This is a genomic window from Nocardioides sp. zg-DK7169 (assembly GCF_013155365.1).
Classification (GTDB): Bacteria; Actinomycetota; Actinomycetes; order Propionibacteriales; family Nocardioidaceae; genus Nocardioides.
The window spans coordinates 134,476-147,796 of the sequence record NZ_JABJRA010000010.1; the positions used below are offsets into that span (position 1 = coordinate 134,476).

General features: G+C 76.1%; 10 protein-coding genes, 1 tRNA gene and 1 other RNA gene. 10 read left to right on the forward strand and 2 right to left on the reverse strand.

Annotated elements, in window-relative coordinates; translation table 11 throughout:
* Positions 1–15: 15 nt before the first annotated feature.
* Positions 16–3,936, reverse strand: coding sequence for a type VII secretion protein EccCa (gene eccCa / locus HOQ23_RS15640; protein ID WP_367650525.1), 3,921 nt, complete (start codon positions 3,934–3,936; stop codon positions 16–18).
* A gap of 366 nt (positions 3,937–4,302) precedes the next feature.
* On the opposite strand from eccCa, the gene HOQ23_RS15645 reads away from it, so the two are divergent.
* From HOQ23_RS15645 to HOQ23_RS15660, 4 genes are all read left to right on the forward strand, one after another.
* Positions 4,303–4,614 carry a WXG100 family type VII secretion target gene (locus HOQ23_RS15645; RefSeq protein WP_172215519.1) on the forward strand — a complete coding sequence of 104 codons (312 nt, stop codon included), beginning with the start codon at positions 4,303–4,305 and terminating at the stop codon, positions 4,612–4,614.
* A 36-nt stretch (positions 4,615–4,650) separates the two neighbouring features.
* Positions 4,651–4,965 carry a WXG100 family type VII secretion target gene (locus HOQ23_RS15650; RefSeq protein WP_216654283.1) on the forward strand — a complete coding sequence of 105 codons (315 nt, stop codon included), beginning with the start codon at positions 4,651–4,653 and terminating at the stop codon, positions 4,963–4,965.
* A gap of 76 nt (positions 4,966–5,041) precedes the next feature.
* Positions 5,042–6,307 (forward strand): EsaB/YukD family protein, encoded by a 1,266-nt coding sequence (locus HOQ23_RS21635; protein WP_367650526.1) that lies wholly within the window; start codon positions 5,042–5,044, stop codon positions 6,305–6,307.
* Between the two features lies 1 nt (position 6,308).
* Positions 6,309–7,718: a type VII secretion protein EccB gene (locus tag HOQ23_RS15660; RefSeq protein ID WP_172215521.1), complete on the forward strand. Its 1,410-nt coding sequence runs from the start codon at positions 6,309–6,311 to the stop codon at positions 7,716–7,718.
* A 65-nt stretch (positions 7,719–7,783) separates the two neighbouring features.
* Here the strand turns inward: HOQ23_RS15660 and HOQ23_RS15665 are convergent.
* A tRNA-Ser gene (locus tag HOQ23_RS15665) sits at positions 7,784–7,872 on the reverse strand.
* A 131-nt stretch (positions 7,873–8,003) separates the two neighbouring features.
* On the opposite strand from HOQ23_RS15665, the gene ffs reads away from it, so the two are divergent.
* The 6 genes from ffs to HOQ23_RS15695 all read left to right on the forward strand — a co-directional run bounded on the left by ffs (position 8,004) and on the right by HOQ23_RS15695 (position 13,321).
* An RNA gene (ffs, locus tag HOQ23_RS15670) (signal recognition particle sRNA small type) lies at positions 8,004–8,094 on the forward strand.
* 66 nt (positions 8,095–8,160) lie between these two features.
* Entirely contained in the window at positions 8,161–10,263 is a 2,103-nt protein-coding gene (locus tag HOQ23_RS15675) for a DNA polymerase III subunit gamma and tau (RefSeq protein ID WP_172215522.1), read from the forward strand.
* Between the two features lie 60 nt (positions 10,264–10,323).
* On the forward strand, positions 10,324–10,707 hold the full coding sequence (locus tag HOQ23_RS15680) for a YbaB/EbfC family nucleoid-associated protein (RefSeq protein ID WP_172215523.1): 384 nt from the start codon (positions 10,324–10,326) through the stop codon (positions 10,705–10,707).
* 11 nt (positions 10,708–10,718) lie between these two features.
* Positions 10,719–11,315 (forward strand): recombination mediator RecR, encoded by a 597-nt coding sequence (recR, locus tag HOQ23_RS15685; RefSeq protein WP_172215524.1) that lies wholly within the window; start codon positions 10,719–10,721, stop codon positions 11,313–11,315.
* Positions 11,312–11,947, forward strand: a complete 636-nt coding sequence (locus HOQ23_RS15690; protein ID WP_253945571.1) for a DUF5063 domain-containing protein — start codon at positions 11,312–11,314, stop codon at positions 11,945–11,947. Before recR ends, HOQ23_RS15690 begins: the two co-directional genes overlap by 4 nt.
* 99 nt (positions 11,948–12,046) lie before the next feature.
* A complete protein-coding gene (locus tag HOQ23_RS15695; RefSeq protein WP_172215525.1) occupies positions 12,047–13,321 on the forward strand; it encodes an aspartate kinase in 1,275 nt (424 codons plus the stop codon).

Genomic DNA, 13,321 nt, shown 5'->3' on the forward strand with positions numbered 1-13,321 from the left:
CGCAGGGGGCGCGGATCACGTGGCCGGCTCCTGCCAGGCCACCTGCACGACCTCGACGCCGCGCTCGCGGGTGACCAGGCGACCGCGCCCCGGTGGGCCGGGCGCCGGGCGCAGGCCCGCGATCAGCGGGCCCTCCTCGGGGCTGCCGGGCAGCAGCAGCCCCGGCATCCCCAGATCGCGCACCGTCTGCACGACCGGCTCGTGGAGGGCTCGCGCGGCGCCGCCGGCGCGCCGCGCCAGGACGAGGTGCAGCCCGGTGTCGCCCGCCTGGGCGAGCAGCGGCTGGAGCGCGCGCAGCGCTGAGCCCTGTGGCGTGCCCAGCAGGTCGAGGTCGTCGACCACGACGAAGACCTCCGCCCCCGACCACCACGAGCGGGCCCGGAGCTGCGCGGCGCTCACCCCGGGCCCCGGGAGCCGGGTCTCCAGGTGGGCCGCGAGGTCGCTGAGCGCCGCGTGGATCTGGGCGGCGGAGGAGAGGTGGTTGAGCAGGTGCTCCGCGGGCACCTCGCCCAGCAGTGAGCGGCGTGGGTCGACCAGCACGACCTGGGCCTGCTCGGGGGTGCGGGTGCGGACCACCTCGTGCACGTAGGTGCGCAGCAGCGCGCTCTTCCCCGAGCGGGCGTCGCCGAGGACCAGCAGGTGCGGCTCGGTGTCGACGTCGAGGCCGAGCGGGCCGAGGTCGGACTCGCGCACGCCGAGCAGCAGCGGGCCGCCGGGCCCCGGGCTCGCTCCTGCCGCGGGCCCCGGGGCGCCGGACGCGCGGCGTACGTCGGAGAGCGGGACGCGGCGCGGCAGCAGCCGCAGTCGCGGCCCGTCGGGACCACGCCACGCCGTGCGGACCCGCTCGACGAGGTCGGCAACCCCGTCGGCCAGGTCGGCGGCGTCGGCGCGGCCGTCGAGGCGCGGCAGCGCAGTGAGCAGGTGCAGCGGACCCGGCACCAGGCCGCGGCCCGGCCGCTCGCGCGGGACCAGTCCCTGGGCGCGGCGGTCGACCTCCGACTCGACGGGGTCGCCGAGCCGCAGCTCGAGGCGGGTGCCGAGCACGTCGCGCACCGAGGTGCGGTAGTCCGACCACCGGGTCGCGCTGGTCAGCAGGTGCACGCCGAAGCCGAGCCCGCGGGTCGCCAGCTGCTGGAGCACCGCCTCCAGGTCGTCGAACTCCGCGCGCAGTGTGCCCCACCCGTCGACGACCACGTAGACGTCGCCGTACCCGTCGTCGCTCCGCCCCGCCGCACGTCGGGCGCGGTAGGTCTCGGCGGAGTCGATGCCGTGGTCGCGGAAGTGGGCCTCGCGCCGCTCGAGCAGGCTGCGGACCTGCGCGACCGCCCGGCGTACGACGTCGGGCTCGGCGCGGGAGGCGACGCCCGCGACGTGGGGCAGGCCGGCGAGCGGGGCGAAGGTGCCTCCGCCGAAGTCGAGGACGAAGAACTGGGACTCGTGCGGGGTGGTGGTGAGCGCGAGGGCGGCGAGGAGGGTGCGCAGCGTGGTGCTCTTCCCGCTGCGCGGGGCGCCCACCACCGCCACGTGGCCCCCGGCGCCGGCAAGGTCGAGGGTGAGCGGGTCGCGACGCTGCTCACGCGGGCGGTCCAGGACGCCCACCGGGACGACGAGTCCGGGCAGCCGGCGCCAGCGCGGCGCGACCAGCCCGAGGGCGGGGTCCTCCACCAGCTCCCCGAGCAGCCCGCCGAGGGTCTCCGGGACGTCGAGCGGGGGCAGCCAGACCCGGTGGGCGGCGGGCCCGTGGCCGGCCATCCGGGCCAGCGCCACCTCGAGCAGCGGTCGGAGGTCGTCGGGCCCCGGCGGGTCGGGTGCCTCGGGACGCTCCGCCGGAGCGGGCGGTGGCGGCACCACCCGGGTCACGGTGAACGGGAGGATCCCCGCGGGCTGCGCCGCGCGGTGCCGGGGCCGGGGGACACGGCGCGCCGGCGCGGAGACGTACGCCGCCCGGAACCGCACCAGCGTCGCCGGGTCGGGCCGCAGGTAGCCCAGGCCCGGGGTGGCGGGCAGCTCGTGGGCGTCGGGGACCCCGAGGACGGCCCGCGACTCCGAGGCGCTGAACGTGCGCAGCCCGATCCGGTAGGACAGGTGCGACTCGAGGCCGCGCAGCCGGCCCTCCTCCACCCGTTGCGAGGCGAGGAGAAGGTGCAGGCCGAGGGAGCGGCCCAGGCGCCCGACGGCGACGAAGAGGTCGAGCATCTCGGGGCGGGCGGCGAGCAGCTCGGAGAACTCGTCGACGACCACGAGCAGCGAGGGCAGCGCGGGGAGGTCCGCGCCGGCCGCGCGGGCCTGCTCGTAGTCGTGCTGCGAGGCATGGTTGCCGGCCCGGCGCAGCACCTGCTGGCGACGCACCAGCTCCCCGCCGAGGGCGTCCTGCATGCGCTCGACGAGCGACAGCTCCTCGGCGAGGTTGGTGATCACCGCGGACACGTGCGGCAGCGCGGCGAGGCCGGCGAAGGTCGCGCCTCCCTTGAAGTCGACGAGCACGAGGTTGAGGTCGTCGGGGGAGTGGGTGCTCGCCAGCGCGAGCACGAGGGTCCGCAGCAGCTCGGACTTGCCCGACCCGGTCGCGCCGATGAGCAGCCCGTGCGGGCCCATCCCGCGGCGCGCCGACTCCTTGAGGTCGAGGTGGACGACGCGGCCGTCCTCGTCGGCGCCGATCGGCACCCGCAGCCGGTCGCGGCCCGGGCGGGGCCGCCAGGCGACCGCAGGATCGAGCGTGGCGAGGTCCCCGGTGCCGAGCAGGGCGGCGAGGTCGGGTGGCCCCGGGTCCCGCCCGCCGGCAGGGTCGCGCTGCGGGTCGCCGTCCGGCGGGGACAGCGGGAGCAGGCGCCGGGCCAGGGCCTCGGCGGTGGCCGGGTCGCACTGGTCGAGGCGGCCGGCCGCAGGCTCGGCGCCCCTGCCGAGCACGAGGCGCAGTGCGTCATGCGGGTCGCCGGGAGGGTCGCGGGGAGGCTCGCGGGCGGGGCTCACGTGCACGACCGTGGCGCCGGCTCGGGCCGCGTCGAGGACGACGTCGGCGGCGTCCCGGGGATGCCCGTCGAGGACCAGCAGCAGGTGCGGGTGCTGCTCCGGGAGCAGAGCGCCCAGCTCGGCGGGCGAGGTGCGCACCATCCGCTGCGGCCCGAGAGCGTCGTGCGCGCGGGCGCTGTGGGCGTGCGGCAGCCACTTCACCCAGTCCCAGTGCGCCAGCGTGGCGCCGGTGGCCAGGACGGCCACGGCGAGCTCGCCGGGTGCGTGGAAGGCCGCCGCGGAGCACAGCAGCGCGCGGGCGACCGACCGGGCCGGGTCCGCGGGACCGACGACCTCGACCAGGTCGTGGGCGCGCAGGTCGAGCGCGACCGGGAGGTCCGGCTGGGTGCGGTGCACGGCGAGCAGCCGGGCCAGCGCCGCGGCCGCCACCGGGTCGGCCCGCGCGGGGACCGGACCCTCGGGGGCGACCAGCTCGAGGGCGGCGGGCCGGGCGCACACGCCGTACCGCACCTGCAGGAAGCGGGGGTCGCCCGGCGCCCGCTCCCAGACCCGGGTCCGCTCCGCGGCGAGCGTCGGCAGCGCCGCCGGCGGCGGGTGGTGCCAGATCAGCGCGGCGCGCTGGCGCTCCCCGGCCTCGCGGGCACGCGCGCGCACGACGGAGAGGTGGGCCAGGTAGTCGGCGCGGGCGCCGCCGACCTGCTGGGCGCGCTGGGTGCGCTGGCGGTCGACCTGGACCACCACGAATGCCACGGTGGCGAACAGGAACATCCCGGCGGCCAGCAGCCGCAGTCCGCCGGCGCCGCCACCCATCGTCGCCACCAGGACGACCGACCCGAGGCCGCCGAGCATCGGCACCGCGTTCGTCAGCACCCCGGTGACGCCCTCGTGCGGACGCAGCTCGGGCAGCGGCTGCACGACGACCCGCCCCGTCGGCGGCTCGGGTGCCTCGGGCGCCGCAGGCGGCACTGCGTGACCATGCGAGGTCATCGACGCACCCACCCCCCCTCGTCGGCCTCGCCCACCGTGGGCGGACCTCCTCGCCGAGGGTGCGGGGAACGCAGCGCGGGCGCCCTGCGGCCCGCCGGTGCTGTGGACGGGCCGGTCTGGAGGCGTCCTGAGGACGCTTTGCGGCCCGGTCCGGCGACCCGGCGGAGGTGGCGCGTCGACAGGCCCGGGCGTGCCCTGTGGAAAGCGCCCGGACCCCGTTTCGCCCCGTCGGGGCGGCGGTAGGAGCGGCGAGTCCGGCCGCTCGAGGAGCGTGCCGGACCGCAGTCCCCCTCACCCCTCTCGACCCACGTGTGACGGTGCGCCGTCACCGGACAGGAGCACTCCATGACCGGCACCTACGGCCAGGGCGCAGGCACCCTCACGGCCGCCGCGGCGCTCGTCGCCGACGCCCAGGGCGACTTCGACAGCCTCTCCGCCCAGCTCTCCGACCAGATCGGTGGCGCGCAGGCCCGCTGGCAGGGCCAGGGCGCGCAGGCGTTCTTCCGCCTGCACCGCGCCTGGACCGACAAGCAGGCCACCATCGTGGCCGCCCTGCACGACCTCGAGGCCGCGCTGACCCGCACCGAGCAGATCAACCTCGCCACCGACGACCAGCAGTCCGCCACCTTCACCGCGGCCGCGTCGCGGCTCGGGTGAGCGACCCCCTTCCGATACCAGCACCAGGAGCGACCCATGACCACTTCTCCCGGATCACCCGACGGCGGCATGCTCGTCCACCACGCCGGCCTCGACCAGGCCGCCGACGACCTGCGCCGCAAGGCGCGCGAGATCGACCAGCGCCTCGACCGGCTCGAGAGCGAGCTCGTCCCGCTGCGCAGCGACTGGACCGGGCGCGCCCAGGAGGCCTACCTCCAGGCCAAGGCGACTTGGGACGCCGCGATGACCGAGATGCGCCAGCTGCTCGACGACACCGGGCGCGCGGTCTCCGCCTCCAACGCGGAGTACGCCGCCGCCGACGCCCGCGGCGCCGCGACGTTCGGCGGCTGAGGGAGCGGTGCCGTACCAGCCCGGGCCTCCCTGCCGGACCGGAGGACCGGAGGTCGGGGGAGCCGGGACGGTCAGGGTGACCGTCGCCTCCGCCACCCGCCGGGTGGACCTGGTGCTGCCGGGCGCGGTCCCCGTCGCCGAGCTGCTGCCCGAGCTGGCCCGCTGCGTGGGTCTGCTCGACGCGCGCTCGGCGGCGGGCGGCCACCGGCTGACCACGGCCACGGGGCGCCCGCTGTCCGGGGCGACCGGGCTGCGCGGCCAGGGCGTCGAGGACGGCGCCCTGCTCACGGTGGTGGCGGGTGTCGCCGAGCCGCCGCCACCTCGCCACGACGACCTCACCGAGGCGGTCCTGGCCGTGGTGGAGGGGGAGTCGCCGCGGCGCGGGTCCGGCGTCCCACGCAGCTCCCTGCTCGCCGGCCCGCTCGTCCTGCTCCTCGGTGCGGCGGCCCTGCTGGGCCACGACGACCCGCCGCTCGCGGGTGCCGGCGCGACCGGCGTGGCGGTGGGCCTGCTCGGTGGCGCGGTCGTCGCCTCGCGGGGGCGCCGCGGGTCGGCACTGGCGGCCCTGTGGTCCGCGGTCGCGTACGCCGTGGTGGCCGGGGCCCTGCTCGCCCCGCAGCTCGCGGTCCCGGCCCTGTCCGGAGCGGCCGCGGCGGCGGCGAGCGCCGGCGCTGCCGGCCTGCTGGGGCTGCGTGCCGGCCGGGCCTGGGCCGTGGTGCCGCTGGCCGGCGGGCTCGGTTGCCTCGCGGGGATCCAGACGCACCGGGTGCTCGGCGTCGAGCCAGGCGTCGTCGCGGCGGTGCTGCTCGTGCTCGCGGTCCTGGCCACCGGGCTGCTCCCGCGGTGGGCGCTCGGGCTCGTCGGCGTCGGGGTCGACGCGCTCGGACCGCCCGACCCCGGCCGGGTCCGCGAGGACGTGCGGGCCGCGCAGGAGCTCCTGCTCGTCCTCTCGGTCGCCATCGGCCTCGCCGTCGTCGCGCTCGCGCCGGTCGCGGTGTCCCTCGGCACGGCCGGCACCACGCTCGCGGTGGCGTCCTGCCTGGTGGTGCTGCTGCGAGGGCGGCACCACCGTCACCGCGCCGGGGCGCTGGCCGCGACGACCCTCGGTGTCGCGGGCCTGCTGGGCACCGCGGTCGCCGTACTGGTGCTGCACCCGGGGTGGCGCACGGAGACCGCGCTGGCGCTGCTGGCCACCGGGGTCGGCACGCTCGTCGTCGATGCCGTCCCCGCGGGGCCGGTACGTCGCGGACGCGTGGGTGACCTGGTCGAGACGGCGGCGCTGCTCTCCCTGCTGCCCGTGCTCGCCGTGGCCGCGGGCCTGCCGCGCGTGCTCGGGGCCTGAGGTGGTCACCCGGCGCGACCTGGCCGAGGCGCAGGCCTTCGAGCGTCGCCGGGTCGCCACGGCGTTCGTCTCCGGGGCACCGGACGGCCAGGAGGTGGAGCCGTCGCGCCCCGGGCGGCTGCTGTTCGGGGGGCTGGTGCTCGCCGCCCTCGTCCTGGCCGGCAGTGCCGCCGCCGGGCGCCTGCTCGACCGCCCGTCGGAGGACCCCGGCTGGGCCCGTCCCGGGCTGCTGATGGTTCGGGAGAGCGGCGCCCTCTTCGTCGTCCTCGAGGAGCGGGACCCGCCGGTGGTGCACGCGGTCCCCGACCTCACCTCCGCGCGCCTGCTGCTCGAGGGCCCCGCGGAGCCGCGCGTCGTCTCCGCGGAGACCCTGGCCACCGCCCGGAGGGGCGCGGACCTCGGGCTGCCCGACGGCCCGGCGCAGCCGCCGGCCGAGGACCGGTTGGTGCACGACGGCTGGACGGCGTGCGTGGCGCCACCCGCCGGCACCGCGGAGGCGGAGCAGCCGCCCGGGCTCGTCGTCACCATCGCGACCGCGCCCGCCGCCGTCGAGACCCCGAGGGCCGCCTTCGTGGTGCGGTACGGCGAGGAGCGCCACCTGGTCGCGCAGGCCGGGTCCGACGGCGCAGGTGGGGCGGGGCTGGCCCACCGCTACCGGCTCTCCGAGGACCAGGCGGCCGCGGACCGGCTGCTGCGCGAGCTGGACCTCCCGATCTGGGCCGACGCGGTGCCGGTGCCTGCCGAGTGGCTGGCGCTGCTCCCCGCCGGTGGGGCCCTCGACGCGGCGGCGTTCGCAGCGGAGGACCTCGGCGCGCCGGTCGCGGACCCCGAGGCGCGCGGGCTGCCCCCGGGCACCCTGGTCGGCGACGTCGTCGAGGACCCCGCGGCCCGGCCCTACCTGGTGACCCGCACCGGTGCGGTCGTCCTGAACCCCTTCGCGGCCCTGGTCCACCGCCACCTCGTGGCGGCCGGCGAGGCGCCCGTGCGCGTCCCGGCCGCCCCGGGAGGGCTGGAGAGCAGCGGCCTCGCGGCGCTGCGCTGGCCGGTGGCGGTGCCCACCGGGACGACCGGCCCACCGTGCCTGGTGCTGCACGCGGGTGCCGGGGAGCGGCCCGGCGTGTCCTTGGCCCGCGACCCGCGCGGCCCGGCCGCCGGCTCCGGTGGGGGAGGTGTCCGGGTCGAGGTCGAGCCCGGCGCCGGCGCGCACGTGCGGGTCGCCGGGCGCCGCGCCCCGGGGCCGACGTACCTCGTCGACGGGCGCGGGCGCGCGCACCGGCTGGCGGACGGCCCGACGGCCGGGTGGCTCGGCTACGAGCGGGAGGCCGTCGCCGTCCCGGCGGCCTGGCTGGCCGTCCTCGGCGAGGGCACGCTGCTCTCCCGGGCGGCGGCGGGCGGCGGGGGAGGCCAGTGAGGCAGGCGAGGAGGAAGGGCCGGAAATGCGAAGGAGCCCCCGACGCGGACGTCGGGGGCTCCTGCTGGCGGAGGATAGGGGATTCGAACCCCTGAGGGCTGTTAACCCAACCCGCTTTCCAAGCGAGCGCCATAGGCCACTAGGCGAATCCTCCGCGACGGAGCGTACCGGTCGCCCCGACAGGGGGTGAAATCGACCCCGTCCGACCCGCGCTCGGCACGCCGCGACGCCCGAGGGGACCGGCCGCCTTGGTGCCTCCGGCGGGCGTCGCCTAGAGTTGCGGCCAACCCCCCGCGTGGCGGCATCTCACCCAACTCCCCCAGGGCCGGAAGGCAGCAAGGGTAAGTGAGCTCTGTCGGGTACGCGGGGGGCCTTTGTGTCTCATGCGACGTCTGCGACCGGCGCGCTACCGGCTGTCGGACCCGGTGGTTAGGGTTCTGACGTGGAGTCACCCCTCGCGTTGTACCGCCGCTACCGGCCCGAGACCTTCGCCGAGGTCATCGGCCAGGATCACGTGACCGGACCGCTGCGCGCCGCGCTCGCGAACAACCGGGTCAACCACGCCTACCTCTTCTCCGGCCCACGCGGCTGTGGCAAGACGACGTCGGCCCGGATCCTGGCGCGCGCCCTGAACTGCGAGAAGGCGCCGATCGCGGACCCGTGCGGGGAGTGCGAGAGCTGCCGCGACCTGGCCCGCGGCGGGGGCGGCTCGATCGACGTCATCGAGATCGACGCCGCGTCGCACGGCGGTGTGGACGACGCCCGCGACCTGCGCGAGAAGGCGTTCTTCTCCCCGGTCAAGAGCCGCTACAAGGTCTACATCATCGACGAGGCCCACATGGTCTCCCCGCAGGGCTTCAACGCGCTGCTCAAGCTCGTCGAGGAGCCGCCGCCGCACCTGCGCTTCATCTTCGCGACCACCGAGCCGGACAAGGTCATCCCGACCATCCGCTCGCGCACCCACCACTACCCGTTCCGGCTGATCCCGCCGCGGCTGCTCTCCTCCTACCTCTCCGAGCTCGCCGCCAAGGAGGGCGTCGCCATCGAGCCGGCGGCGCTGCCGCTGGTGGTCCGGGCCGGTGGCGGCTCGGCGCGCGACACCCTGTCGGTGCTCGACCAGCTGCTCGGCGGCAGCGGCCCCGAGGGGGTCACCCACGAGCTCGCGACCGGCCTGCTCGGCTACACCCCGGACACGCTGCTCGACGAGGTCGTCGACGCCTTCGCGGCCGGCGACGGGGCGGCCGTCTTCGGTGTGGTGGACAAGGTGATCGAGACCGGGCAGGACCCGCGTCGCTTCACCGAGGACCTGCTGCGCCGGCTGCGCGACCTGGTGATCGTGGCCGCGGTGCCCGAGGCCACCGTCTCCGGCCTGATCGACGTCTCCGAGGACCAGGGCGAGCGCCTGGTCGCCCAGGCCGCTCGCTTCGGCAGCACCGAGCTATCCCGCGCCGCCGACCTGGTCGCCACCGGGCTGACCGAGATGCGCGGCGCCACCGCGCCGCGCCTGCTGCTGGAGCTGATCTGCGCCCGGGTGCTCCTGCCCGGCGCCGACCATTCCACCGAGGGCGTGATGGCCCGCCTCGAGCGGCTCGAGAAGCGCCTCACCATCACCGGTACGCCGTCGCCCGCGCGCCCCGCCGCCCCGGCGCCCCCGCCGGCGCAGGACCGCCCGGCCGACGTCCACGTCGCCGCCGAGCGGCACCCGGAGGTGGCCGCCCCGCCGGCGCCCGCCCCGGCGCCTGCCCCCGCCGCGCAGGCACCCGCCCCGCAGTGGCCCGCGCCGCAGCAGGCCCAACCGCCCGTGCAGCCGCCCGCCCAGCCGCAGGCTCCCCAGCAGGCCCAGCCCGCCCAGCCGCAGCAGACCCAGCAGCCGACCCAGCCGGCGCCCGCGGCATCGTCCGGCGCGCTCTCGCTGGTCGAGGTGCGTCGCCTGTGGCCCGACATCGTCGAGGCCACCAAGCTGCGCCGCCGGGTGGCCTGGATGATCCTCACCCAGAACTGCCAGGTGGTCGGGCTCGAGGGCAACGTCTTGACGGTCGGGTTCTCCAACGTCGGCGCCCGCGACTCCTTCGTCGCCGGCGGCTGCGACGCCGTCCTGCGCCAGGCCGCGATCGACGTGGTCGGTGCCGAGTGGCGCATCGAGACGATCATCGACCCCGGCACCCAGGTCGGGGCCGCGGCACCCGCGGCCCCGCCCGCCCCTCCCGCCCCGCCGGCGCCTCCCGCGGACGCCCCGGCCCCGCCCGCCCCGGCCCCGCCCGCCGCGGACGGCCAGCCGCAGCAGCCCCCCGGCGCGCCGCCGGCCTGGGCCGACCAGGCTCCGCCGCGCCCACCTGACCACGACCCGGTCAACCTGGCCCGCCAGGCGGTCCAGCCGACCCGTGCGGCCGGGACGCCCGAGCCGGCCGCGACCGAGGGCGTCGTCGACCGTGACGCCGACGCCCGCCGTGACGACCTCGACGCCGACCTCGACGAGCTGGGCGGCGCCGAGCTGCTCCAGCGCGAGCTCGGGGCCAAGCTGATCGAGGAGATCCGGCACCAGTGAGCGCGACGAGCCGCTCCCAGACCCAGCACCAGACCCAGGACAGGACCAGGTGAGACTGCGATGACCCAGAACCCCTTCGAGGCGCTCGGTGGCGGCGGCTTCGACATGAACGCGCTCCTCCAGCAGGCCCAGCAGATGCAGGAGCAGCTCCACGAGGCCCAGCAGCGCCTCGCCGACTCCACGGTCGAGGGCACCGTGGCCGGCGGTGCGGTGACCGTGACCGTCAACGGCGTCGGCGAGCTGGTCGGCGTCGCGATCAAGGCCGGACAGTTCGACGGCGACGACGCCGACGACCTCACCGACCTCGGCGACATGGTCGTGGCCGCCTACCGCGACGCCAAGGCCCAGGCCGACGCCGTCGCGAGCGAGGCACTCGGTCCGCTGGCCGGCGGCCTCACCGGGGGAGACACCCCCGGCGGGCTGCCCGGTCAGCTCGGCTTCTAGGGACACCGGCGTTGTACGAAGGTGTCGTCCAGGACCTGATCGACGAGCTGGGCCGGCTGCCCGGGGTGGGTCCCAAGAGCGCGCAGCGCATCGCGTTCCACATCCTCCAGGCCGACCCGGTCGACGTACGTCGGCTCGCCGACGTGCTCACCGAGGTCAAGGCGAAGGTGAAGTTCTGCTCGGTCTGCTTCAACGTCTCCGAGGACGAGCAGTGCCGTATCTGCCGCGACCCGCGCCGTGACCCCTCGGTGCTGTGCGTGGTGGAGGAGTACAAGGACGTCGTCGCGATCGAGCGCACCCGCGAGTTCCGCGGGCGCTACCACGTGCTCGGCGGCGCGATCTCGCCGATCGACGGCATCGGCCCCGAGCAGCTGCGCATCCGCGAGCTGATGACGCGCCTCGCCGACGGGGCGATCACGGAGACGATCCTGGCGACCGATCCCAACCTCGAGGGCGAGGCGACGGCGACCTACCTGACCCGGATGCTGCGCCCGCTGGGGTTGCGCGTGACGCGTCTGGCGAGTGGACTGCCTGTGGGGGGCGACCTCGAGTACGCAGACGAGGTGACACTCGGCCGAGCATTCGCAGGAAGGCGGACCGCCGAATGACCACACCCACCCCGGCTCCCACCCCCACCTCCACCTCGCGCCCCATGGCGCCCCTCGAGGCCGCCACCGAGGACTTCGCCCAGCAGATCGCCGACCAGGTCGAGAGCTTCCTGCTCGCGCTCCAGGCGATCGCTCGTGACGAGGCCGGCGGGCGGGCGATCTCGCTGCTCCTGCTCGAGGTCAGCCAGCTCCTGCTCGCCGGGGCGCGCCTCGGCGCGCAGGCCGACTTCACCCCGGATGCGGAGTACCAGCCCGACGTCGGCCCGGACCCCGACCTGGACCTGATGCGCGAGCGGCTGGCCCGGCTGCTGGGGCCGGTGGACCCCTACGTCGTGAACTTCGACGCCTACGCCCCCGAGCTCGTCGAGGAGTTGCTCTCCGACGACCTCGCCGCCATCGCCGCGGAGGTCGCGAACGGCCTGCGCCACCACCGTGCCGGCGACGTCGCCGAGGCGCTGTGGTGGTGGCAGTTCTCCTACGTCTCCTCGTGGGGCAACGCCGCCAGCGGGGTGCTGCGGGCGCTCCAGTCGATCGTGACCCACGACCGCCTCGACGCCGAGGTGCTCGACGAGGACGACCAGCTTGCCGCAGCTGATGAGATGCTGGGTGGGGGCGAGGAGCCCCCGCGATAAACTCGCGGAGGCCGCCCGGGGGTGCGCGGACCGATCCGGTCCGCGCCTCGTGTCGTGCGGTCGTCCAGTCATCTCCACCGAGTTGCGAGGGAAGCAGTCGTGAGCATTGTCGTGCAGAAGTACGGCGGCTCGTCCGTCGCTGACGCGGCCGGGATCAAGCGGGTCGCGCAGCGCATCGTCAACACCCGCAAGGCCGGTCACGACGTCGTCGTGGTCGTCTCCGCCATGGGTGACACGACCGACGAGCTCCGTGACCTCGCCGAGCAGGTCTCCCCGCTGCCGCCGCCGCGTGAGCTGGACATGCTGCTGACCGCCGGTGAGCGGATGTCCATGGCGCTGGTCGCGATGGCGATCGCCCAGCTCGGCCACAAGGCGCAGTCCTTCACCGGGTCGCAGGCGGGCGTGATCACCGACTCGGCCCACGGCCGGGCCAAGATCATCGACATCACGCCGGGCCGCATCGAGCAGGCGCTGGCGGACGGTGCGATCGCGATCGTCGCCGGCTTCCAGGGCGTCTCGCAGGACACCAAGGACGTCACCACGCTGGGCCGCGGCGCCTCCGACACGACCGCGGTGGCCCTGGCCGCCGCGCTCGGTGCCGAGGTGTGCGAGATCTACAGCGACGTCGACGGCGTCTTCACCGCGGACCCGCGCATCGTCCCGGCCGCCCGCAAGCTCGACAGCGTCTCCGCCGAGGAGATGCTCGAGATGGCGGCCTCCGGCGCCAAGATCCTTCACCTGCGGTGCGTCGAGTACGCCCGCCGCTACCAGATGCCGATCCACGTCCGGTCCTCCTTCTCCCAGAAGGAAGGCACCTGGATCACCCCCGACGCCCAGGCAGGAGCACAGTCCATGGAGCAGCCGATCATCGCCGGTGTCGCCCACGATCGGTCGCAGGCCAAGATCACCGTGGTCGGCGTGCCCGACAAGGTCGGCGAGGCCGCCCGGATCTTCGAGACCCTCGCCGCCGCGGGCGTCAACATCGACATGGTGGTGCAGAACGTCTCAGCCGCCGCGACCGGTCTGACCGACATCTCCTTCACGCTGCCCGGCAGCGACGGCCAGGCCGCGATGAGCGCCCTCGCGCGCGTCCAGGACGAGGTCGGCTTCGACCGCCTGCTCTTCGACGACCAGGTCGGCAAGGTCTCGCTGGTCGGCGCGGGCATGCGCTCGCACCCCGGCATCACGGCGAAGTTCTTCTCCGCGCTGGCCAACGCAGGGGTCAACATCGGGATGATCTCCACCTCCGAGATCCGCATCTCGGTGATCGTCGACGAGGTCCAGATCGACGAGGCCGTGCGCGCCACGCACACGGCCTTCGACCTCGACGCCACCGAGGTCGAGGCCGTCGTCTACGGCGGAACGGGACGCTGA

Excerpts from the sequence above, each read along its gene's own strand:
- HOQ23_RS15645 (WP_172215519.1), top strand. The coding sequence starts at position 4,303 with ATGACCGGCACCTACGGCCAGGGCGCAGGCACCCTCACGGCCGCCGCG.
- HOQ23_RS15690 (WP_253945571.1), top strand. The coding sequence starts at position 11,312 with ATGACCACACCCACCCCGGCTCCCACCCCCACCTCCACCTCGCGCCCC.
- HOQ23_RS15680 (WP_172215523.1), top strand. The coding sequence starts at position 10,324 with ATGACCCAGAACCCCTTCGAGGCGCTCGGTGGCGGCGGCTTCGACATG.
- HOQ23_RS15650 (WP_216654283.1), top strand. The coding sequence starts at position 4,651 with ATGACCACTTCTCCCGGATCACCCGACGGCGGCATGCTCGTCCACCAC.